22 protein-coding genes and 2 pseudogenes are annotated in these 23,327 nt (G+C 44.4%); 20 read left to right on the forward strand and 4 right to left on the reverse strand.

Annotated features, from left to right (window positions below; all coding sequences use genetic code 11):
• Nucleotides 1-19 precede the first annotated feature (19 nt).
• Nucleotides 20-1,074, reverse strand: a protein-coding gene (locus WKK05_RS16720; protein WP_341525019.1) for an IS630 family transposase whose coding sequence is annotated in 2 segments (ribosomal slippage) — nt 20-679 and nt 682-1,074 — 1,053 coding nt in all. Because the reading frame shifts where the segments join, the coding sequence is not laid out codon by codon here.
• Between the two features lie 93 nt (nt 1,075-1,167).
• Nucleotides 1,168-2,229: a DUF3365 domain-containing protein gene (locus WKK05_RS16725; protein WP_341530716.1), complete on the reverse strand. Its 1,062-nt coding sequence runs from the start codon at nt 2,227-2,229 to the stop codon at nt 1,168-1,170.
• Between the two features lie 437 nt (nt 2,230-2,666).
• Here WKK05_RS16725 and WKK05_RS16730 point away from each other — a divergent pair, with 437 nt between their 5' ends.
• From WKK05_RS16730 to WKK05_RS16770, 9 genes are all read left to right on the forward strand, one after another.
• Nucleotides 2,667-2,906 carry a CTB family bacteriocin gene (locus tag WKK05_RS16730; protein ID WP_341530717.1) on the forward strand — a complete coding sequence of 80 codons (240 nt, stop codon included), beginning with the start codon at nt 2,667-2,669 and terminating at the stop codon, nt 2,904-2,906.
• Between the two features lie 80 nt (nt 2,907-2,986).
• Nucleotides 2,987-3,226, forward strand: coding sequence for a CTB family bacteriocin (locus tag WKK05_RS16735; protein ID WP_341530717.1), 240 nt, complete (start codon nt 2,987-2,989; stop codon nt 3,224-3,226).
• Between the two features lie 80 nt (nt 3,227-3,306).
• Complete coding sequence (locus tag WKK05_RS16740) at nt 3,307-3,546, forward strand: CTB family bacteriocin (protein WP_341530717.1); 240 nt, start codon at nt 3,307-3,309, stop codon at nt 3,544-3,546.
• 80 nt (nt 3,547-3,626) lie between these two features.
• Entirely contained in the window at nt 3,627-3,869 is a 243-nt protein-coding gene (locus WKK05_RS16745; RefSeq protein ID WP_341530718.1) for a CTB family bacteriocin, read from the forward strand.
• Nucleotides 3,870-3,913: 44 nt separating this feature from the next.
• On the forward strand, nt 3,914-4,171 hold the full coding sequence (locus WKK05_RS16750; RefSeq protein ID WP_341530719.1) for a CTB family bacteriocin: 258 nt from the start codon (nt 3,914-3,916) through the stop codon (nt 4,169-4,171).
• A 29-nt stretch (nt 4,172-4,200) separates the two neighbouring features.
• Nucleotides 4,201-4,440: a hypothetical protein gene (locus tag WKK05_RS16755; RefSeq protein ID WP_012408488.1), complete on the forward strand. Its 240-nt coding sequence runs from the start codon at nt 4,201-4,203 to the stop codon at nt 4,438-4,440.
• Between the two features lie 50 nt (nt 4,441-4,490).
• A complete protein-coding gene (locus tag WKK05_RS16760; protein WP_341530720.1) occupies nt 4,491-4,862 on the forward strand; it encodes a hypothetical protein in 372 nt (123 codons plus the stop codon).
• A 123-nt stretch (nt 4,863-4,985) separates the two neighbouring features.
• Nucleotides 4,986-5,228 carry a hypothetical protein gene (locus tag WKK05_RS16765; RefSeq protein WP_341530721.1) on the forward strand — a complete coding sequence of 81 codons (243 nt, stop codon included), beginning with the start codon at nt 4,986-4,988 and terminating at the stop codon, nt 5,226-5,228.
• Between the two features lie 85 nt (nt 5,229-5,313).
• A complete protein-coding gene (locus tag WKK05_RS16770) occupies nt 5,314-6,411 on the forward strand; it encodes a cyclic nucleotide-binding domain-containing protein (protein ID WP_341530722.1) in 1,098 nt (365 codons plus the stop codon).
• 376 nt (nt 6,412-6,787) lie between these two features.
• On the opposite strand, the gene WKK05_RS16775 is transcribed toward WKK05_RS16770, so the two are convergent.
• Complete coding sequence (locus tag WKK05_RS16775) at nt 6,788-7,144, reverse strand: hypothetical protein (RefSeq protein ID WP_341530723.1); 357 nt, start codon at nt 7,142-7,144, stop codon at nt 6,788-6,790.
• A gap of 58 nt (nt 7,145-7,202) precedes the next feature.
• On the opposite strand from WKK05_RS16775, the gene WKK05_RS16780 reads away from it, so the two are divergent.
• The 5 genes from WKK05_RS16780 to WKK05_RS16800 all read left to right on the forward strand — a co-directional run bounded on the left by WKK05_RS16780 (nt 7,203) and on the right by WKK05_RS16800 (nt 15,645).
• Nucleotides 7,203-8,642, forward strand: a complete 1,440-nt coding sequence (locus WKK05_RS16780) for an NHLP bacteriocin system secretion protein (RefSeq protein WP_341530724.1) — start codon at nt 7,203-7,205, stop codon at nt 8,640-8,642.
• A 2-nt stretch (nt 8,643-8,644) separates the two neighbouring features.
• Nucleotides 8,645-10,888, forward strand: coding sequence for an NHLP family bacteriocin export ABC transporter peptidase/permease/ATPase subunit (locus tag WKK05_RS16785; RefSeq protein ID WP_341530725.1), 2,244 nt, complete (start codon nt 8,645-8,647; stop codon nt 10,886-10,888).
• Nucleotides 10,889-11,064: 176 nt separating this feature from the next.
• On the forward strand, nt 11,065-13,992 hold the full coding sequence (locus WKK05_RS16790; protein ID WP_341530726.1) for an NHLP bacteriocin export ABC transporter permease/ATPase subunit: 2,928 nt from the start codon (nt 11,065-11,067) through the stop codon (nt 13,990-13,992).
• 448 nt (nt 13,993-14,440) lie between these two features.
• The gene (locus WKK05_RS16795; protein WP_341530727.1) at nt 14,441-14,716 is read left to right on the forward strand and encodes a Mo-dependent nitrogenase C-terminal domain-containing protein; all 276 of its coding nucleotides are present in this window, start codon (nt 14,441-14,443) and stop codon (nt 14,714-14,716) included.
• Nucleotides 14,717-14,952: 236 nt separating this feature from the next.
• Nucleotides 14,953-15,645 (forward strand): substrate-binding domain-containing protein, encoded by a 693-nt coding sequence (locus WKK05_RS16800; RefSeq protein WP_341530728.1) that lies wholly within the window; start codon nt 14,953-14,955, stop codon nt 15,643-15,645.
• A 36-nt stretch (nt 15,646-15,681) separates the two neighbouring features.
• Here WKK05_RS16800 and WKK05_RS16805 read toward each other — a convergent pair.
• Nucleotides 15,682-16,977: pseudogene (locus tag WKK05_RS16805) on the reverse strand (IS4 family transposase); the annotation flags it as partial.
• A gap of 270 nt (nt 16,978-17,247) precedes the next feature.
• Between WKK05_RS16805 and WKK05_RS16810 the strand changes: the two are divergent.
• From WKK05_RS16810 to WKK05_RS16835, 6 genes and pseudogenes are all read left to right on the forward strand, one after another.
• Nucleotides 17,248-17,583, forward strand: a pseudogene (locus tag WKK05_RS16810) (substrate-binding domain-containing protein); the annotation flags it as partial.
• A gap of 136 nt (nt 17,584-17,719) precedes the next feature.
• Entirely contained in the window at nt 17,720-19,375 is a 1,656-nt protein-coding gene (locus WKK05_RS16815) for a sugar ABC transporter ATP-binding protein (RefSeq protein ID WP_341530729.1), read from the forward strand.
• Between the two features lie 23 nt (nt 19,376-19,398).
• Complete coding sequence (locus WKK05_RS16820) at nt 19,399-20,346, forward strand: ABC transporter permease (protein ID WP_341530730.1); 948 nt, start codon at nt 19,399-19,401, stop codon at nt 20,344-20,346.
• 168 nt (nt 20,347-20,514) lie between these two features.
• Nucleotides 20,515-21,333, forward strand: coding sequence for an ABC transporter permease (locus tag WKK05_RS16825; RefSeq protein ID WP_341531107.1), 819 nt, complete (start codon nt 20,515-20,517; stop codon nt 21,331-21,333).
• A 381-nt stretch (nt 21,334-21,714) separates the two neighbouring features.
• Entirely contained in the window at nt 21,715-22,950 is a 1,236-nt protein-coding gene (locus tag WKK05_RS16830; protein ID WP_341530731.1) for an LL-diaminopimelate aminotransferase, read from the forward strand.
• 113 nt (nt 22,951-23,063) lie between these two features.
• Nucleotides 23,064-23,309: a hypothetical protein gene (locus WKK05_RS16835; RefSeq protein ID WP_341530732.1), complete on the forward strand. Its 246-nt coding sequence runs from the start codon at nt 23,064-23,066 to the stop codon at nt 23,307-23,309.
• Nucleotides 23,310-23,327: the final 18 nt, after the last annotated feature.

Genomic DNA, 23,327 nt, shown 5'->3' on the forward strand with positions numbered 1-23,327 from the left:
TCTACTATGTAACAAAATCTTAAGTTGATAATCTAGAGCTAAATTTTACACGATGTGTGTTGTGATTGTTTTTTTTTCCTCTAGCTTGAACACCATTGATGACGGCGTAAGCGAGATCTAGCTCATCATCAAATGCTTGCCCGGATAACTCATCTTTCTTGAGATGTTGCCATTCCAATTCAATTGGATTCATTTCTGAGCAATATTTCGGGAGAAAAAAGATGTACAAACCCTGACTTTCCCATTTTTTCCACAATTGTTGAACTTCTTGGCAGCGATGTATTGGCCCGTTATCTTGCACAATCACGCTGATACGTCCAGTTTCTTGGGCTTGTTTGGCTTCTTTCTCCATCATTTCTATATAAGATTTACGGTCAACACCACCGATAACTAAACCGTAAACAAAACTGATTAAAGGTTGGAGAAGCCCGATAATACTTAATCTGCGACCACGGCGTTTAGTCTGTTCTAACCGTTTTTGCTCACCTCTAAAGTAATATGTATAACTAGGTTCGCTCCACATACAGAACCCTGACTCGTCTAGGTATTTCAGGTCTATTTCACCAGTGGCAGCAGCTAATTCCAACATGTCTAGGTCTGCTTGCTTGTTTGCTCGTGCTACTGGGTCTTGTTTTCCTTTATGGCTTTTCCTTGTCCGTTTCCAATCGACCCCCTTTTTTTGAGTACCCGTCTTAATCTGTCGGCACTCATCTCAACGTTGCGTTCTGTTTTCAACTTCAAAGCTAACTGAGAACTATTGTATGTGCGTGGCTCGTTTCTGAGGCATTCTTCTAAAAATATCATGTCATCCTCAAGCCACTTTGGTTTCCCCCCTCGCCCAGGAGATTCCCAAAGCCCTTCTGTGCCCAGTTTTTGCCATTGATGCAAAACTTTTGTGACTGTTTTTTTGTGACAATCAAAGTGATCTGCTATCTTCTCTACATACCAACCATGTGCATTTAGCCTGATTATTTCCGCCCTGTCTTTGACTTTCTGTGGTACATCCTGTTTTCTCAGATTTAGTAAAGTTTGGTCTTGCTCAGGAGTCAGAAATACCCTTAAACGCGCACCCATACACCAACTACCTTGTAGATGCATTATCAGTCTTTACATATCTTAACATAGCTGACTTTTTTGGCACCTACCTACTTACCCGGAGGGTAATTATTAAGTTGGAGCATTCCGTTTGTTTCTCATTATTTTTGCCTCCTCCTGCAACTTTTGGAATGTTTTTGATTCAGCAATTTCCGCAACTTCACGCGCACGTTTGGCTTCATCAACCTCGATACGCAATGTTTGCAGTTGTTTCTTAAATTGTTGTTCACGAGCATAAATTTCATGCACCAGGCGTTGAAAAACTCGTCCCATTTGTCCTAATTCATCATTACGCTTGACAATTGATGTTAGCTTTTGGCGATCAAACTCTTCCGCTTCTTCAGCACTAATTTCATTCATACTAATTTTCTGAGCGAGTTGCGCCATTGGTTTAAGCGGTTGCAATACATTTCGCTTCAACAAATAGTTAATTAGTAAAATCACTAGGGCGAAGATAACAATAAATAAGCTAATGAATAAAACAAATGCACGATGGGCATCATCAAAGACTTGCTTAGCAGGAAGATAAATAATTTGTGTGCCTAAAATTTTATTGAGTTCCCATCCAAAGCCATTTTCTGAGCCATAACTAACGATATGGCTTTTTGGAGCAACTTCAGGAGTACTATGGCAGCGTAGACACGTCGGATTTTTAATGGAAAATGGACGAGCGCTATAAAATAATTTCTCGTCATAAGAGTCACGAAAACCGGATATGTTTTTCAGCTCTGGTTCTTTGCGAAACCGTTCAATAAGTTGTGTTTCAAATACATCTGCTTGATCTCGTAAGTTAGTCGGATTTAGGTTGGCGTCTTTATATAAAAAGTCTTTATACTCTTGATTTTTACGAAGATTCTCAAATACTTCTCTGACTGCAAAGCTAGGAATACTTTCAGGGACAAACGTTGATTGAGTGTCCACCAGCGGCGCTAGGAGAGGGTTGATATGCGTGTTAGTGTAGTTTCTGACTGAGTTCATCGTTTCTGCAATAATTTGGCTGCGATAACCGATTTCGGCTTCTGCTTTTTGCTCAAGTGCATGAGATAAGGCAAAACCACTAACTGCGATCGCACCGATGAACACCAGCAATAGAAGTAATGTAAATTTAGTTGCTAATTTGAATCTATTAAACATTATTGTTTCCATTTTTATTTACAACATTGCTAGAGATTTATAAAGTTAATTTATTAGATTTAGTTTATTTAGTGATGGATGCAGAATGCTGTTTTTTATTGGGATTAACTATAATTTTGCATTCATGCTTCCACGTTTAGTCATACTACGATACTGCCGTGAAATGCCACATTTAAGAGCAAAATTATGACTTTTGTGGGAACAAGCTTTGTCACCCTATAACGAAAGTCTTAGGCATGACTTGACAGATATAGCGAAAGTTAGACCGCATATACTTACTTCGCTTAGGTAAAATCCTAGACGTTTTTCAGATGCGGATAACTGAGTTGAAATCCTATTCTAGAGACATCAAGCGAGGAAAGCGCTGAGCAACCAACTAGTAAATCGCGCTCTCTGCTTGATAAATAACACACATTACACATTAAGGAGAAAACATCATGTCTGACAACATCAAGCCCGTAGAATTATCTGCTGAAGAATTGGACAACGTTGCTGGTGGTGCTTTTAGCTTTGTCGATGCTACCAACGACAACAAATTAGATCAACAAATTAGTGAAACTGTTCTTGGCCCTCATGGCGGGATTGGCTCTTCTACCGCTCAACAAACTACTACATCTCATCAAAGTTTATACGAAGTCAAAGCAACTGGCTTCTTTCCTACCACTATTGAAAAGTAGTAACTAATTACACAAAGCAGAACTCAATAAAGCGTTCTGCTTGATAAATAACACACATTACACATTAAGGAGAAAACATCATGTCTGACAACATCAAGCCCGTAGAATTATCTGCTGAAGAATTGGACAACGTTGCTGGTGGTGCTTTTAGCTTTGTCGATGCTACCAACGACAACAAATTAGATCAACAAATTAGTGAAACTGTTCTTGGCCCTCATGGCGGAATTGGCTCTTCCACCGCTCAACAAACTACTACATCTCATCAAAGTTTATACGAAGTCAAAGCAACTGGCTTCTTTCCTACCACTATTGAAAAGTAGTAACTAATTACACAAAGCAGAACTCAATAAAGCGTTCTGCTTGATAAATAACACACATTACACATTAAGGAGAAAACATCATGTCTGACAACATCAAGCCCGTAGAATTATCTGCTGAAGAATTGGACAACGTTGCTGGTGGTGCTTTTAGCTTTGTCGATGCTACCAACGACAACAAATTAGATCAACAAATTAGTGAAACTGTTCTTGGCCCTCATGGCGGAATTGGCTCTTCCACCGCTCAACAAACTACTACATCTCATCAAAGTTTATACGAAGTCAAAGCAACTGGCTTCTTTCCTACCACTATTGAAAAGTAGTAACTAATTACACAAAGCAGAACTCAATAAAGCGTTCTGCTTGATAAATAACACACATTACACATTAAGGAGAAAACATCATGTCTGACAACATTAAGCCCGTAGAATTATCTGCTGAAGAATTGGACAACGTTGCTGGTGGTGCTTTTAGCTTTGTCGATGCTGACAACGACAACAAATTAGATCAACAAATTAGTGAAACTGTTCTTGGCCCTCATGGCGGGATTGGCTCTTCCACTGCTCAACAAACTACTACATCTCATCAAAGTTTGTATGAAGTCAAAGCAACTGGCTTCTTTTCTCCTACTGTTGAAAGTTACTAACTAGAACTCAATTAACACACATCACAAATTGAGGATAAAACATTATGTCTGACAACATTCAGCCCGTAGAACTATCTGCTGAAGAATTGGACAACGTTGCTGGTGGTGCTTTTAGCTTTGTTGATGCTCACAACTTCAACTTTTCGGATAAGCAAACTAGTGCAGTGATTATAGGTGCTGATGGCGGCATTGCATCCTTCAACAGTCAGGAAACTACTATATCTCAACAAGATTTGCACGAAATCAAATTCACTGGAGAAGAATTTCCTAGCGGAATTCCTAGTAATTTTCTAGGCTCATAATCAACACCACAAGGAGAACGACAACGATCATGGAAAATGTGCAGCCTAATGAAATGCTGGAACTATCCAATCAAGAACTTGATTATATTGCCGGTGGCGCAACTAGCGATGTCTTGGGAACAAACGCAAACGCCGAAGATTTTCAGTTTGGTTTTGTGGAAATTCCTAAAGAAGGCGGCATTAAGAGCGTTACCTTTCAAGTAAGCGTTTTCTCTGAGCAAGACCTTAGAGAGTTTAAGGAAGCTGGTATTTCTAGCCCTGAAGCTTGAGCTGGATTTCTCAGTTTGACAAGTTTCAGGAGTAGGAGGGGTTGTTAACCATGAGCCTAGCAGCCACTCGGTTAACTCCCTCCGCCTTATTTAACTTTAACACGTGGGGTCAAGGAGCTTCTATGTCAGATGACGAAATTACTCCGAATGATGAAGCGATCGAACTATCAGATGAAGAGTTAGATGATGTAGCTGGTGGTTTCAATTTGCAGTTTACATCCATACGATCTCACAGATCGACAAGGGGATTTACCCGACAAACATCACGAGGACGAGGGTTTCACTCAACACGGTCGGCTTTTCATGCAGAGACAACAGACTCTTCTGTGTTCCACCTCTCCATCACCGACGCGACAACAGAGGATTTAAAGGTTCTTGGTGAGTTGTTTGGAGATATATCTGCGATCGAAGGTTCTACATAAACGGAGTTTCTCAAATCAATCAATTGCAGTTGGACAAGTTTTGCTCAACTGCTTTCTGAAATTATTCTTGTGTGATTAATAATTTCACTTTCATAAAATTAGGTCAATTTAGTAATAAATGAAATGACAAGGAAAAAAATGGCAATGGAAAACGAAAAGCAAAATGAATCACAAGAACTATCGGCTCAAGAACTCGCAACTATTTCGGGTGGCATTGCCGAAGGTGAGCCTTATCCAACTGAGCCTTATCCAAGTGAGTATCCCATAGACGACAAATATAACAATCTATCTGAAGCGATCGCAAAAAAGCTTGAGAACATAAAGTTTCCTGAGTGGAAAAACAAGTACGGCAATTCGTCAAGCTAGTGAATACGCGATGGGGAGTATTGCTCAGTAGTTATTTCTCGCTCCCCATTTCTCTCCCGTTAGCAAAACACAAGGAAGTTAAATTATGACAGAAGTTCTACTGAAAGAACTGACAAATAGCGATATTGACTGGATCTTGGCAACGGGTCAAAGAGAAGAAATTACTGCTGGCACGATCCTCATCCGCCAAGGAACACCTGTTGATGCTCTCTACATCCTACTTGATGGGGCATTAAGTGTTTCTGTCGCTCAGGCTGACGATAATCCTATTGGTCGAGCGTTTGCTGCCCTTGAAGGTGGCGAACTGTCAGGACGAGAGGTAGCGAGGCTGGCAAATGGAGAAGTTGTAGGAGAAATGCCTTTTTTAGCCTCCTACCAGTCTTCAACTACAGTCAAAGCCGCTAGAAAGTCGCTTGTGTTGATGATTCCTCAGCAGCAGTTGATTCAAAAATTGCAGGAAGATGTCACGTTTGCTGCCCATTTTTATCGAGCGATCGCAGTTCTACTTGCTCACCGATTAGAGCAGATGATCAGCCAAATTGGCCAAAGCACAGTCGTGCTTTTTCAGCCCCAAATTCGAGAAATTTTATTTACATTTGCAGAATTAAATGATAGCGATATTGGTTGGATGATTGTTGCAGGCAATGCTATGAGAATTCCTGCGGGAACGGTGTTGTTTCAGGCTGGAAGACCCGTTGACGCTCTCTATATTTTATTAGATGGCAAGATGGTGGCTTCGATTGCTGAAGATACAAGCAATCCTCTCACCCGCGCCTTTTCAACTTTAGAACAGACAGATTATATAGAACGGGAGTTTGCCAAATTATCGCGGGGTGACATAGTTGGCGAAACACCCTTTGTCGAAGCCAGTCCACCTGCGATGACGATTCGGGCGGTTGAAGATGCAACTGTGTTATCGATTCCCAGATGGCGACTTTCTGCCAAATTGCTACACGATGTGGGGTTTGCTGCCCGATTTTATCGAGTATTAGCGATTTTATTAGCAGATAAACAGCAAGGAATCATCAATAGTCTGGGTTACGGCAGAATCACCTATAGCTCAGGTAAACCTTTAGATGAACGCTTGACTTATGAGGATGAACTGAGTTCTAGCTTTTTGGCTCAAGTGACACTGGCAGGAACGCGATTTGACTGGATGCTGAAGCAGATTCGAGGGAATTGAACTATGTCAGGGCATTTGTCATTAGGCATTCTCCTCACCCATCTTCCCCATACCCTTTAACAGTGTAGGTTTTTCATAACAAGGCTCTTAACGGTACAAGGGAGAATTTGCTGTTCAGTTTAAAGACTCCTTAACGGAGTCCCAACATCATCTAAAAGGTTGCGGACATCATCTAAAAGCTTTGAACATCATCTAAAAGGTTTCGGACATCATCTAAAAGGTTTTGAACATCATCTAAAAGGTTGCGGACATCATCTAAAAGCTTTGAACATCATCTAAAAGGTTTCGGACATCATCTAAAAGGTTTCGGACATCATCTAAAAGGTTTTGAACATCATCTAAAAGGTTTCGGACATCATCTAAAAGGTTTTGAAAATTACAGCAGTTTGCAAGTAAATGCAGTAGAGTGTCCCAGTTTAAAAGCTATATATAAAGCCGGATTTACTTCTGACCGGAGGCGGAGCGTCTCCGGCTCCGCTCCTGACCCTTCGACAAGCTCAGGGCATCGCTTCTGGCTCACCTCGGCTACTTCGGCTACGCTCAGCACAAGTGCGCTCGGTGACCACCTGAATTCTGCTGTATTAACAGAGTCATTTGCGCCACCCTTCAAGTTTACTAGTTGCCCCAAGTCTTTGCCGCAAAGCATCTCAGCCCAAGGCGCTGGTTTACCGCGTCCCCTTGTCTCTCTTATCCTGTTAAGAACGTTAAAACCTACACTTTTCAAATGCTTCATCCTTCATGCCTTATATCCCTTTTATAAAAATTTCTATAACTAGAATGGAGTCAGTATAATGACGACCCACAAAAGCAACTTATTCCGCAAAGAAGCACTTGATCGTTTATCCTCTCCGGAGCGGCTCGATCAACTGATGCAGGTGGTTCAACCAAAAAAATGGATTCCGTTAGCCGCGATGGGATCTCTAATTGCCGTTGGACTTGTTTGGAGTGTTTTTGGTCGCATTCCCATTACCGTAGCCGGACAAGGCGTAGTGGTTTTTCCTAGCAAAGTCGTTGGATTCCAGTCTCCTAGTTCCGGGCAGATTCTCATGCTCTTTGTTCGTACAGGCGATGAAGTGAAGAAAGGACAGGTGCTAGCGACAATCGACCAAACTGAACTTCAAGATAAGTTGAAACTTGCACGAGTCAAGCTTGCTCAACTTCAAGAACAAGACCAAAATGCCAATTCTCTGCAACTTCAGCGAACGGTTTTAGATAAAGGTGCAATTGGGCAACAACGTCAAGCACTCCTGCAAACTCTCAAAACAACCCAATCCCTAACGCCAATTCTCAGAAGTAAAGGTCTGGAGTCGATTCGGCAAGAGCGTCAGAACTTACAGGAACAGTTGCAGACAACGCGAGATTTGATGCCCACGTTCAAAGAACGATTTGACATTCGCCAAAAGCTACGTGAAGAAGGAGCAGTTTCGAGCGATACCGTCCTTCAGGCGCAACAGGAATTTCTCAATAGTAAAACCAAAATCAATGAAATCGAATCGCAACTCAAACAACTTAATGTTAAAGAAGCTGATGCAGAACGAGAATTCTTAGCAAATATCAATTCAACTAAAGAACTGCAAGCACAGTTAGCAGTACTAGACAGTAAGTTTGCTGGGCAAGCAGAACAAGATTTAGCTATTGCTACTAATCGAAGAAAAGAAATTCAAGACACCCAGCGAGCGATCGCAGAATTAAAATTAGAAATCAAAGCAAACAGCCAGGTTACTAGCAATTTCAATGGACGAATTCTAGAACTTTCTGCTGTTCCTGGACAAACTCTGGAAAAGGGCGCTCGGATTGGCACAATCGAAGCTAGAGATTCCGGGAACAAGTTAGTTGGGGTGGCATTCTTCCCGGTCAGCGAAGGCAAAAAGATTCAAAAAGGGATGGAGTTGCAAGTCACTCCTTCGACTGTTAAACGAGAACGTTTTGGTGGCATTCTCGGGAAAGTCACAAGTATTTCTGCATTTCCGGTTAGTAAAGAAAGCGCATCAAGTGTTGTCGGCGGTCTGGAAGTTTTGCAAGGGTTAACCACAGAAGGCGCACAAATTCAAGTTTTTGCTGAACTTCAGCCAGATCCTTCGACTAAAAGCCGTTTTCGGTGGTCGTCGTCTAAAGGGCCAGACAGCCAAATTACATCTGGAACCACCGCCTCAGTGCGCGTGAAAGTGGATGAACAATCCCCAATTTCTTTTGTGTTTCCGATTCTGCGATCGTGGAGTGGAATGTATTGATTATGCGGCAAATTCAATCACAAATTGGGCGTCGATTCCAAAAAATTCAACGGCTCATCAGCCGTCCCGATCGCCGTCGTCGGACTCCCACCCTCTTACAAATGGAAGCAGTGGAATGCGGTGCAGCGGCACTGGGGATTATTTTAGGATACTACGATCGCATTGTGCCGCTTGCAGAACTCCGTCAAGCTTGTGGTGTTTCACGAGATGGTAGTAAAGCATCTAATATTCTCAATGCTGCTCGCAGCTACGGATTGCAGGCGAAAGGCTTTAAGGTCGATTTGGCTGGGTTACGCAAACTTGAATGTCCTTATATTGTCTTTTGGAATTTCAACCATTTTCTAATAGTTGAAGGATTTGCCAAAGACAAAGTTTATCTTAATGATCCTGCCACCGGGCCGCGTGCAGTTTCGCTTTCAGAATTTGATCAGTCCTTTACTGGGGTAGTGCTAGTTGGTGAACCGGGTGCAGACTTCCAGCCAGGAGGACATAAACCAAGCCTGACATTATCCTTATGGGATCGATTGCAGAGTTCCCTGGGAGCGCTGGTTTATTGTGTAATCGCCGGATTGCTATTAGTGATTCCCGGATTAGCCATCCCTGCATTCTCACAAGCCTTTGTTGATAATGTTTTGATTGAAGGCAGAAATGATTGGTTGCGTCCCTTAATTGTCGGGATGATCTTCACAGCCATATTGAATGGTTTTCTCACATTGCTTCAGCTGCAATTTCTGCGACGCATGAAAATTAAGCTGGCAGTGGGGATGTCTAGTCGATTCTTGTGGCATATTCTGCGGCTACCAGTTAGTTTTTACGATCAGCGATTTGCCGGAGAAATTAGCAGCCGTGTCCGCCTCAACGATAGCTTGGCAAATCTGCTTTCAGGACGATTAGCGACTACAGTTATTTCAGCCTTCACCGTTGTCTTTTATGCTGTAGTGATGCTGCAATATGACGTCGTTCTGACTGCGATCGGCATTGCTTTTGTAATCGTGAATGTCAGCGTGTGGCGATGGGTTTCACGGCAGCGCATTGATGCCAATCTGCGATTAATGCAAGAACAAGGCAAAGTCAGTGGCGTAGCGATTTCTGGACTGCAAAGTATGGAAACACTCAAAGCATCCGGGCTAGAGTCGGAATTCTTTTCGCGGTGGGCAGGTTATTACGCTAAAGCAATTAATGCCCGCCAAGAAATGGATACGACTAATCAAAACCTGGGTGTGTTGCCGTCATTTCTCACCTCAATTACATCCATGCTTTTGCTGGCAGTAGGAGGGCTACGGGTAATGGATGGCGTACTGAGTATAGGTATGCTCATTGCCTTTCAAGCCTTGATGCAAAGATTTCTAGAGCCTGTAAATAATTTGGTGAGTTTAGCAGGTGAACTCCAGGAAATGGAAGGCAATTTGGGTCGGTTGGATGATGTGTTACGCAATGCGATCGACCCTGCTGTAGAGCAAGACATTAGTATATCGCCAACTCAACTACCTGCTGCAAACGTTCGGCTTCAGGGTTATGTTGAACTCCGTAACATCACCTTTGGCTATAACCGCTCTGCGTCTCCCTTGATTGAAAATTTCAGTCTTTCACTGAAACCCGGTCAACGAGTCGCTTTAGTGGGTGGCAGTGGTTCGGGTAAGTCAACCGTTGCCAAGCTGGTGTGTGGATTGTACCAACCTTGGGCGGGAGAGATTCTATTTGATGGTCAACCCAGAAAACACATTCCGCGATCAATTCTCACTAATTCAATTGCCTTAGTTGAGCAAGATATCTCGCTATTTGCAGGCAGTGTGCGCGACAATCTCACGCTTTGGGATTCGACTGTGCCTTTTAGTAACCTAGTTCGCGCTTGTAAAGACGCTGCCATTCAGGATGTAGTGCTTTCAATGCCTGGAGGCTACAACGCTGACCTTGCAGAAGGGGCATCTAATTTGAGTGGTGGGCAGCGACAGCGATTAGAAATTGCCCGCACTTTAGTGAATAATCCGGCGATTTTAGTGATGGATGAAGCGACCAGTGCGCTCGATTCCGAGGCAGAAAAAATGATCGATCAGAGACTCCGGGAGCGTGGCTGTACTTGTGTAATTGTGGCGCATCGGTTAAGCACAATTCGCGATTGTGACGAAATTATTGTTTTCGATCGCGGCAAAGTGGTGCAACGGGGTAGCCATGAAGAATTACAGCAGGTTGAAGGCAAGTATTTGCAATTGATTCGCAGTGAAGGCGAAGCACTCCAAGAGGAGTGAGTCACATCACAATAAAGTTCAGTTAAGCATTTCTTTCTTGGCGTTCTTGGCGTTCTTGGCGGTTCGTTATTTTATACTATCGGGACTTACGCAAAAATTTTTAAAATACATGATTTATCGAACCGCCAAGCCGCCAAGAGCGCCAAGGTTTTGGATTAATTTTATGGAGTAAGAATATGTTAGATCAAATTCGCAGCGCTACCCTGCCGGGAGAGTACTATCACTTCAAAGGTAATGAGCCAATTATTCTCAATGACCCGAAGACGATTTGGATCGTCAAATCGGGTTCATTGGCGGTGTTTGCGATTCCGGTGAAGGAGGGAATTGCTGAGGGAAGTCGCCGCTATTTATTTACTACCCGAACTAGACAGGCAATGTTTGGCATCATTAGTGATTCTCAGCCGATACCGTATCAACTACTGGCGGTGTCGATTGAAGAAACGGAACTTATGAAAGTTTCAAGGAAAGATTTTCGGGAATTTATTGCTCATAGCAATGGCGAAGCTGTAACTTTAATAGAGGGGTGGATTGAGCAACTAGGATTGGCGCTGTCTTCTATTACTCCACCTGGACTGCCGTTTCAAGAAGAAGGAGTTCGCTACTTCTCACTCAGCAATGGTCAGATTTTCCAACCACAGCGAGAACTTGTATCCTGGGTACAAATTCAGCGTGGTTATGCGGTTTGGATGGGGTTTGAGCAATTGTTAGTCATGCCTCAATCAGGATTGTTACCGTTGAGCGCAGATATGTGGTTTCAAGCTGAAGATACAACCGAGCTAGAAATCTTAACTACGTCTGAAATTGAGGATGCTAATACTCTGTTCAGGGGGATTTTCCAAATTCAAGTCTACTTTCTTCAGAGCCTTTTTCTTCTGGAACAGCAGGAAAAAGCGGTAGAATTAAACCGATTTCAAGAACGGCAACACCTCAATGATCATGTAATGAAGGAGACGCTGGGCGAGTTAGCCTCGTTGCTGCAATCTCCGCAAATTGCCGCTTCTGCTCAAATTGAAGCTAATGATTTTGACCAAGCCTTACTGATCGCTGCTGGTGCAGTCGGGCGAACTTTAGGTGTGACGATTCGACCACCGGCAAAGTCTGAAGACCTCAAACGAGTTCAAGATCCGCTACAAGCGATCGCTCGTGCTTCGCGTTTACGAACCCGAACGATCGCTTTACAAGGTCAATGGTGGAAGAAAGATTGCGGTGCAATGCTGGCTTACACGCTAGAAGATAACAATCCTGTGGCGCTGTTACCTGTATCTGATACCCGCTATGAAATTTTTGATCCAATTAAGCGATCGCGCACTCCGGTTAATGCTAAAAGTGCAATTAAACTGGCGCTAACGGGATATACCTTCTATCGCCCATTACCTGATAAAGTCCTCACCACCATCGATTTACTGAAATTTGCTCTCCAAGGACACTACAAGGAATTGTTGATTGTCTTGGCTGCGGGTATGGCGACAAGTTTATTAGGAATGATCGTCCCCCAAGCTATGGCCATCTTAATTGACAGTGCCATTCCTGATGCCAATCGCGGTTTATTAGTGCAAATTGCCTTAGCGCTGCTAGCAACTGCATTTGGTAGTACCTTGTTTCAACTTGCCCAAGGCTTTGCAATCATGCGCGTGGAAACTTTTGCCGATGCTTCCACCCAAGCAGCAGTCTGGGATCGGTTGTTGAATCTAAAAGCATCATTCTTCCGCCAGTACTCAACTGGAGACTTGAATTCACGGGTGAGCGCCATTAGCCAAATCCGCCAAAAACTTAGTAGCACGGTTCTCAGAAGTATTTTCACCAGTTTGTTCGCGTTTCTGAACTTAGGACTGCTTTTTTACTACAATGGTTCGCTAGCGTTAATTGCCACTCTTGTTGCTTTTGTCAACATTACTATTACCCTGGTTTCAGGAATTTACACTCTGCGGAAGGTTCGTCCTTTACTAGAGTTACAAGGACAACTCTCAGGGGTGATGGTGCAGTTAATCAACGGCGTCAGCAAACTGCGAGTTGCAGGAGCAGAAGCCCGCGCCTTTGCTTTTTGGGGAAAACAGTACAGTCAGCAAATCAAATGGATGCTGAGTACTCAAGGCATTGAAGATGCTCTGGCTGTGATTAATAAAATCTTGCCTGTATTAACTACAGCAATACTTTTCTGGTTTGCCAGTAGTTTACTTCAGCAAGCTAATTCTCAAGAAAGTGGTTTATCTACAGGTGTATTTTTAGCATTTAATGCGGCATTTGGCACATTTATCGGTGGAGCTACCAGTCTCAGCGGCACGATTATAGATGTCTTACAAGTGGTTCCTTTGTGGGAACGAGCGCAGCCGATTCTCGAATCCAAACCGGAAGTAGACTCAGAAAAAACCGATCCAGGTCGGCTTTCTGGACGATTGGTTGTGGATCATGTGATTTTCCGGTATCGAGATGACGGGCCTTTGACATTGGATGATGTTAGCATCCATGCTGAACCTGGCGAGTTTATCGCTTTTGTCGGAGCTTCGGGGAGTGGAAAATCAACGCTGTTCCGATTATTACTGGGGTTTGATGTCCCGGAATCTGGCACGATTTATTACGACGGACAAGATTTAGCGGGGCTGGATATTCATGCAGTGCGTCGGCAACTAGGAGTTGTGATGCAAAATAGCCGATTGACATCTGCATCCATCTTTGAAAATATCGCCAGTGGAGCGATGATCTCAATGGATGAAGCGTGGGAAGCCTCGCGGATGGCTGGCTTTGCTGAAGATGTCGAATCGATGCCAATGGGAATGCACACGGTAATTAGTGAAGGAGGAACTAATATTTCTGGAGGGCAACGGCAGCGATTATTGATTGCGCGATCGCTAGTATTAAAACCCAAAATCTTGTTATTTGATGAAGCCACCAGTGCCTTAGATAACCGCACCCAAGCGATCGTCAGTCAAAGTTTAGAGCGTTTGAAGGTAACACGGATTGCGATCGCTCACCGTCTGAGTACCATTCGTAACGCCAATCGCATCTATGTATTCGAGAATGGTCGCGTGGTGCAAGAAGGTAGTTTTAATCAACTCGCCAATCAACCAGGACTGTTTGCCCAACTGATGGCGCGACAGAAACTTTAAACGAGAGCAAGTAAGGCTATAGCAGTCCTAAATCATTTGTGAAAATTTGAGGTTGTTGCGACCCCCCTGTAGTCCCCCCTTACCAAGGGGGGACGGCGTTAGCCGGGGGGTGAATTTTTTTACAACTCATTTAGGATTGCTATATATTCGTTTTAGTTACAGCAGTTTGCAAGTAAATGAAGTACAGGATCTGAGTTAAAAAGCTAGATATCAAGACGGATTTACTTCTGACTCACCTCGGCTGCGCTCGGCGACCATCGAGCGCAGCCGAGGTGCGACCACTTGAATTCTGCTGTATTATGACAAAAGTCATAGGCAATGCTAGTTTTAGAACATCGAAAGTTATAGATAAATTCCCTATTTCGTTGAGATCAATCTCTGATATTCTTCAGAAGTTTATCCTATTTTAAAACTCTACAATGAGATTATTATAATTGAGGATAAATAGATGAATAGTCTTATTAAATTTAATAAAATTGACCTTTTTTCTCCTATTAAACAATGGCTTGAATCATTAGAAATTAGTCAACCAAAAATTGCAAGATTATTATGCAGAATCATTCCTGCCAGTTGTCCCTTTGAGCGCGAAATTAAGCTTCTTAATCACACAATTGCTTACATTCCGCCACTCTGTAAACTGAATCCTTTTTATGACCAAATTGTTGAAATTCGTTTTAAATGTCTCTCTTACTTAGCTAACGAATGTGGTGAGTCAGCGCTGTAGGAAGGTTTCCAACGCCAGTCGCTCATAGAGAACCACTCCGCCCTTGCGCTCTGCCGACTCGTACCCCTCCGGGGAAGCAAGCTACGCCTTGGTCTTGTAGAGAAGGCGCTAGCCTCTCCCTTTGGAAAAATACCAGTAATCAGTGGCTTGCACAAAAACCTGACTTTATAGTCTTTGTTTTGAGATAAGCTCTAAGTAGCGATTCAGACACGATGGATAGAATATCTGATGAGGTTATGAAAAATGAAACCTATTTTAGATGCTCAGATGTCCGAGTCTATATGTCAAGGTTCGTAGTATTTAGCGCCTACATTGTGATTACTGCTGCGGCTTTCTCGCAATCTGGTTGTGTGCGCGAGAAAACGAAAAAGATTGTTGGATTTTCGCAGACGGAGAACATCGGCCCGTGGCGCATAGCCGAAACAAACAGCATTAAGGAAGAGGCTGCCAAGCGTAAAAAGACTTACGATTTCCTGATGACGGATGCCCAGGGACAAACATCGAAGCAATTTGCCGACATTGAGGATTTAATCGCCCGACAAGTCGACTCCATATTTCTCGCGCCACGCGAATATGAAGGGCTTACGCCCGCCCTGGAAGCGGCGAGAGCGGCAAAAATACCAGTGTTTCTCATCGACCGTGAAGCAGCGGGAAAACCGGGCGAAGATTTCGTCAGCTTTCTTGGGTCAGATTTCATCGCCCAAGGTCATCGCGTTGGAAAATGGCTGGCTCAGGTGACTGATGGCAAGGCGTCTATCGTGGAACTCACCGGAACAGCTGGGTCATCGGTAGCAATTGATCGGGCAAAGGGGTTTCGCGGCGCCATTGCTAGTTATCCCAACATGAAGATTATTGCCACGCAGACGGCAGATTTTTCGCGGGCTGCGGCTGTACGTGTAATGGAGAACATCATCCAGGCCCATCAGTGAGAGGTTAGAGTGATTGCACTTTTGTCAAGAGGGTGCGGGAAAAGGCGATAAATCCAGCTTGGAGACTGGTTTTCGCAGGGCTTTAACTACTCCTAAATCTTGATTTTCTTTGGCAGCGAAGTACTTAATTGGGTCATCCGCCTTACCTTTATCATAGGCGACACTAAAATGATATAAACCACGAAAAATCATCTCTAAAGAAATGCGGTCAAATGGCAAAGATAATTCGTCTGCAACCGCATCTCCCAAGTCAACCAATACTGCATAAAAGAGCCAAGTTGCCCACACTTGTAACTTCACACCATTAATAGAACCAGTCCATAAATATGACAGTCCCAATAAACGCTTGACCACGTAAAAAGCTTCTTCAACTCTCCATCTTCGGCGATATAAATCTGCGACAACGTAAGGAGGTAAGATTTGTGGGTCGAGGACAGAAGTAATATAAGAATAGCTAGTTTTACCAACCTTAATTTCTATTAAACGTAAAGTAAGCACTGGTGCACCACGACGAACAGTTCCAAGTTGAATCAATCGGTCTTTAACTGAATGGTCATAGCTGAAAATTTTTAAGTACTTAATAGATGCTTTGGCTTTTAAACGAGTAATAAAATGAACTTCTTGGTTAATGAGTTGTTGTAAAAAGTGGAAATGATAAAAACCTCTATCAAGTAAGATCAGAGTTTTAGCAGGTAGTAGTTTCAGCAATGGAGCTTCAAAGTTAGTTTCTGATGCAGCAGGATTAGTGTGAAACCAAACTTCAATAGGTAAGCGATTGACTAAATCAATAACTGTACAAATCTTTCCTGCTAATTGACCTGTTTTCAAGTCTTCTAGGCTTTTTAGCTTTCGGAATAAGGCTTCTAATGTAGACCCGTCAGCTATCCAAATTCGTTCAAAATTAAGAAGTGCAAATTTAACACTATCAGGAAGTGGTCGCTTCAGCCGTCGTTGCCAATTAAGTTGTAACTGAGGTAGTAAATCTTTAAATACTCGCTCAAATAATTCAGATGGGAATACTAAAAATCTTTCAGAAAGAGATTGTTGAGCAATTATTCTAGAACGACACCACAATAAATCTTCTCTTGCTAAAAGCCTTGTTAATTCTTGAACTCCAGGAACTTGTCGCCACAATAAAGTTAATACTGCTGCTACCATGAAGGATAGGTTGATAATTCTATCTCGTAAACCTAACTGCTTATAGTATTTTTGTTGAGCAAAGATAGCTGGAGTTAGTAACTCTTCTAAATGCGACGCAATCGCTTCATTATCTATGGTAGGAGTATTATGCTTTTGCGCGTGGTCGGAGTTTCGTTTTGCAGCTTTGGGCATAGTAGTCAACAAGCACTTTTCATTACCGCATTTGATTACTGAATTTACAATAATAATGAAACTCACTTTTGAAAAATTTATTCTCTCGTTACAATACTTTTTTGCCTCACATTTTAGCCGTTAAAAACTTATAGATAATGATAATCAAATAGAGAGGAAGGAGGCGAGTGTCGCTCGCCTCCTTCCCCTCCCCCACGCACGATTATCATTTTCATTAAAGTTTTTTTGAGTATTTTAACTGATTGACAAAATTTACTTTATTCTAACCTCTCACCGATGATCCAGGCCAAGGGTTCCGATATCACCGCAGTGTATGCTCACAACGACGAAATGGCATTAGGTGCTATCCAGGCTCTCAAATCCGCAGGTATGAAGCCTGGAAAGAATGTAATGGTCGTTTCAATCGATGGTCAGAAAGCTGCACTTGAGGCGATTATCCGCGGCGAACTTGGAGTGAGTGTCGAGTCGAATCCACGTTTTGGGCCACTTGTTTTCGCCACGATGGAGAAGTATTTTGCTGGCAAGAAGATTCCTACTAGGATAATTCTTAAAGACAGACTTTTTGACATCACAAACGCCAAGGATTTTGTGTATGAAGCTTACTAAGTATTTCCTGTCTTAAAATAAAGAAAAGATAGCCAGGAAATATTTTGAGCCTCGACAATGAACAAATAGGATGGCTATAGTGCCAGCTAAAGGATCTTTGACTATAGGCTATCAGGACAAAAACTAGGTAAGGCCGATGACTCAGGCGACTCGAAGTGTTCTGTGCATGACGGACATCAAGAAAAGTTTTTCCGGCGTGCCAGCGCTCCGGGGCGTCGATTTCGAGCTGAAGGCGGGCGAGATCCATGCGTTGGTCGGAGAAAACGGCGCTGGTAAATCGACTCTCATCAAGATCATCACGGGGGCATATCGACGGGACTCAGGTGTTATAGAGTACAACCATAACCCTTCGGGTGACGCTCCTAACGTCGCTACCGCTTCTCTACGAGACGCTACGCGAAGACTAACGCCAGCCCCCCATCTTGGCGGTCTTTGTCAGGCTGAGGGCTGGACTCACCCCGTTGCATTCCAGAATCCGACCGAAGCCCAGGCGGCAGGCATAGTAGCTGTCTACCAAGAGATCCAGCTTGTGGGTTTCCGAACTGTTGCTGAGAATATTTTTCTTGGCAGGGAACCGCATCGCTTCGGCATCATTGATAGACGGACGATGAACTCTGGGGCGACCGATATCCTGGAGCGCCTGGGTTTGCATATTGACCCGCGCTCAGTGGTTGGTTCGCTCAATATTGCCCATCGCCAGATGGTGGCGATCGCACGCGCTATATCCTTTGGGGCGAAGGTACTCATCCTCGATGAACCCACAAGTTCGCTGACGGAAACTGAAGTTTCTGTTCTTTTTGATGTTATGCGTCGGCTAAAGTCGCAAGGAACATCCATCGTTTACATCAGCCACCGTTTTGAAGAACTTTACGCTGTGTGCGATCGCGTGACGGTACTCCGTGATGGGCGCAACATCGTGACGCAATCCCTGGCAACCCTCAATCGTCTGGAACTCGTTTGTCATATGCTAGGTCGCCAACCCGATGAGGTGAGCAAAGGAGTCACGGCGTTCGCCGGACGACCGGAAAATGCCACAGGTCGGCCAGTGCTGCTGTATGCGGAAGCTCTCAAATATAAGCAACGGCTCGATGGTGTCTCAATTGAAATCCGACATGGGGAAATCGTCGGACTTGCGGGTTTGCTTGGCTCTGGTCGAAGTGAAACGGCACGCGCCCTGTTCGGGGCCGAACCCCTTGAAAGTGGAACCGTAAAACTCGAAGGTAGTATTTTGTCTCTGCGTGATCCTCATGATGCCATCGATGCTGGGATAGCTTTCCTTTCAGAGGATCGTAAGGCGGATGGCATCATCCCCGAGCTTTCGGTGCGAGAAAACCTCACACTAGCTGCACTCCCGAAGCTTACGCAATGGGGCATTGTTTCAAGAAAACGACAGAGCGAGCTTGTCGACCGTTTCATGCAGCGTCTTGATATCAAGGCGGCCAGCACCGAGCAGAAGATCCACGAACTTTCTGGTGGCAATCAGCAGAAAGTTCTTCTGGCGCGATGGCTGTGCAAGAATACAAAACTTCTTCTTCTCGACGAGCCGACTCGTGGTATTGATGTTGGTGCAAAGCGCGAGATCCAGCGGCTAATCGCCGAATTAGCAGAGCAAGGGCTGGGGGTTCTGATGATTTCATCGGAAGTGGAAGAGCTAGTTGAAGGCTCGGAACGTGTAGTCGTCCTCCGTGACGGACGGTCAATTGCGGAACTCAGTGGCGAACAGAAGAACATAAAGGCAATTCTGCACGTAATGGCGGAAGGTATAGATCGTAAGCAAGCCGTTGGTAAATAGTTTGAAACAGAGCAGGACAGATAATGAAGAGCAAGAAGCCTGATCTGAGTTGGAGAACTCTGTGGAACCCAAACTTCGGCGCACCTGCGGCGCTCCTAATTCTCTATGTTGCGAACGCCGTCTTCACTCCGCGTTTCGCTACAGTTAGCAACACTTTGAATATGTTGCTCCAAGTATCCACGACAATGTTTGTTGCCGTTGGGATGACTTTTGTTATTGCCTCGCGCGGCATCGACCTCACAGTCGGCTCTACTATGGCATTGGTTTCCGTGATTGTGGCATTGCTTATTAAGTATGGGATAGCTGTTGCCATCTCGTTCGCCTTGTGTGCTGCTCTGTTGGTTGGTCTTTTCAATGGCTTTCTCATCTCACATCTGAAACTTGACGCCCTAATCACTACCTTGGCGGCTCTGATCATGTGGCGTGGGGTGGCTCAGGTCATCGGGGACGGTAAACTCGTTCCCTTCGCCCATCCCACATTTGAAGCGCTCGGAAAGGGCTATCTCGGTTCTATACCAATTCAGGTTGTGATTGCGGGAGTCGTCATTGCAGGAGCTTTCTTCTGTATTCACTCTACGCTTTTTGGGCGTCAGATCGTTGCAGTTGGCGGCAACGAGGAGGCCGCACGGCTTGCGGGTATCCGTGCAGGGCGCGTGAAATATATAGTTTATGTGATTAGCGCCCTGCTTGCCGGTTTTGCCGGACTTGTCGAGACAGCAAGGCTTGGCATGGGCGATCCCAGCAAGGTCGGTGTCAACGCGGAATTTGATGCGATCGCAGCCGTTGTTGTTGGCGGTACGCCCTTCTCTGGTGGTCGTGCGAATATACTTGGCACTGTTGTAGGAGCTTTGATTATGCAGGTGATCTCCACGAGTTTCAATATGCTCCTGATTCCGTTTACCTGGTCATTAGTTTTGAAATCCGTAATCATTCTTTTCGCCATTTTTTTGCAGCGTACTCAGGAGGTTTAAAGCATCATGGCTGCCACCAGGTCTCTTGCACTTGCGGGAATGCGGCTCTCGAAGCGTCTCGCTAGGCTTTTCACCTCGCAAGGTGTACTGCTTATGCTCCTCGGTTTAGCTGTTTTCGCATCGTTTCGTTATGAAACCTTCCTGACACCTCTTAATCTCATGAATATCATGCGGCAGAACAGTATGCTTGCGATCGTGGCGCTGGGCATGACCATTGTGATCGTCAGCGGAGGAATTGATCTGTCCGTGGGCGCACTCGTTGCTCTAAGCGGTGTCGTCGCAGCAATGCTTGCCGGACAAGGCAGCTTCGTGGCTATCGGCGGCGGCATTGCCAGCACCACGTTGCTCGGTGTGGTCAATGGTCTTCTTGTGTCTCGCGCACGGCTCCAGCCGTTCGTTGTTACGTTATTCACTGCGAGTGCTGCACGTGGGCTGGCGTTGAGCATCACTCAGGAGAGGTCGATTGCCGTACCATCGGCAGCATCAGGACTTGTTTGGCTGGGCAGGGGGTTCATTGGTTCCGTCCCTGTCCCTGTGATTATAGTTGCGCTCTTATATTTTGCAACTTGGTTTATGCTACACAGAAGCCGATTAGGGCTGCATATATTTGCTATCGGCGACAACGAAGAGGCTTCCCGCCTCATGGGTGTGAATCCAAACCGAGTTAAGCTTGCGGTGTACACATTCAGTGGTCTGCTTTCAGGGCTTGCCGGTGTTGTTCTCGCGGGTCGTCTAGGAGCAGGTCAGCCAGTGGCTGCCTTTGGCTGGGAAACAGATGCGATCGCTGCAACCGTCATGGGAGGAACGTTTCTCACAGGAGGGCAAGGGAGCGTGTTTCCAACCCTCATCGGTGTACTTTTGCTAGGAATGATGTACAACCTTTTAAATCTTGAGGGAACTATTACTCCTTGGTGGCAGCTCGTACTCCGTGGTACTTTCTTACTTTTGGTCGTGCTTTTTCAGCAGCGTATTGTGCAGAGGGGCTGATTGGACATCCTCCAATACGTTTCGGTTAAGGGAAGAGACGCGATAAATCGCCGTCTCTACAAAGGACTGATTATTGTAAAGACAGCGATTTGTCGCGTCTTTGTGATCTATAACTTTCATTGAAAAACCTTATCCGAACCGTATTGGGACATCCTCTTCATGCTTTTAGGCATGAGGATGTCTAATCTATTCAAACAGGCTGAACTGTATAATTTCTAGCGGGTTGACGCCTCACGGGACGCTGCTACCTTTGCGCGAAAGTGACCCTGGGGAGACTTCCTCCAGCAGGATTGCCTACACAACAAATCGTACCTGAATTCTTCTTCAACGCACATATAAATTAGCAGTAAGCTATTTTAGGGCGTCTTTCATATATCTACTATGGCAACAATTAACGACAATTACCTGAAGCTGAAAGCAGGTTACCTGTTTCCAGAAATTGCTCGTCGGGTCAATGTTTTTGCAGAAGCTAACCCTGATGCTAAGATTATCCGGCTGGGCATTGGCGATGTCACAGAACCTTTACCAGAAGCTTGTCGCACAGCTATGATTAAGGCTGTGGAAGAAATGGGCGATCGCACCACCTTCAAAGGCTATGGCCCAGAGCAAGGCTATGCTTGGTTACGAGAAAAAATTGCTGCTCAAGATTTCCAAGCGCGAGGAGCTGATATAGATGCTTCGGAAATCTTTATTTCCGACGGTTCCAAATGCGATAGTGGCAATATTCTAGAAATCTTTGGACATGATAATGCGATCGCCGTCACTGACCCTGTTTATCCCGTATATGTCGACACAAATGTCATGGCGGGAAATACAGGCAATATCAACGGTAAAGGCGAGTTTGAAGGCTTAGTTTATCTCCCAGTTACTGCTGAAAACAACTTCACTGCTGAGATTCCTTCTCAGAAAGTCGATTTAATTTATCTCTGTTTCCCCAATAACCCCACCGGTGCAACCGCTACTAAGGAACACCTCAAGGCTTGGGTAGATTATGCCAAAGCTAATAACTCGATTATTTTCTTTGATGCCGCCTACGAATCTTACATTACCGATTCCGAGATTCCTCACTCTATATATGAGATTGAGGGAGCAAGAGAAGTTGCGATCGAGTTTCGGTCTTTTTCCAAGAATGCAGGCTTTACCGGAACCCGTTGCGCGTTAACTGTAGTGCCAAAAACGTTGACAGCCAAAGCAGCAGATGGTTCTGAGGTGGAACTGTGGAAACTGTGGAATCGCCGCCAGTCTACTAAGTTCAATGGAGTTTCCTACATTGTACAACGGGGAGCTGAGGCAGTTTACTCCCAAGAAGGGCAGGCACAAGTTAAGGCGCTAGTTAGTTTCTATTTGGAAAACGCCAAAATTATTCGCGAAAAACTGACATCTGCCGGATTAGCAGTGTATGGTGGCGTGAATGCACCTTATGTTTGGGTGAAAACTCCTAATGGTTTATCCAGTTGGGAATTTTTTGATAAGTTGCTGCACACAGTAAATGTTGTGGGAACTCCTGGTTCTGGGTTTGGTGCTGCTGGCGAAGGTTACTTCCGCATTTCCGCATTTAATAGCCGCGAGAATGTCGAAGAAGCAATGAAGCGAATTACTGAAAAGTTTAAGGTGTAAAACTACGGTTATCAGGCGCTTTTGTTAAACTCAATCTATCAGGGACGCTGGGTAATTTTGCTCTGCGACCTTGATAGATAATTGCTTAAACTCAGCTTATTTATATTCTGGTTATGACTGCTGCCATACCCGTTTTCAAACCTGTTAGCCAGATGCAGCTAGCACCTGGTAGCACCGTTACCATTCCAGATGTTAGCTGGGAAGAATTTGAATCTATTTTGCAAAAATTGGAAGAAAAACGCGCTACCAGAATTGCTTGTAGCCAAGATGCTTTAGAAATCATGGTTCCCTTACCCGAACATGAAATTGCCAAAGATTTGTCACACTTAAAATCTGTTCATCCTCATAGGTTACTATAAATAAATTTCAATTGAAAT

The sequence above is a fragment of the Nostoc sp. UHCC 0302 genome, assembly GCF_038096175.1.
Classification (GTDB): domain Bacteria; phylum Cyanobacteriota; class Cyanobacteriia; order Cyanobacteriales; family Nostocaceae; genus UHCC-0302.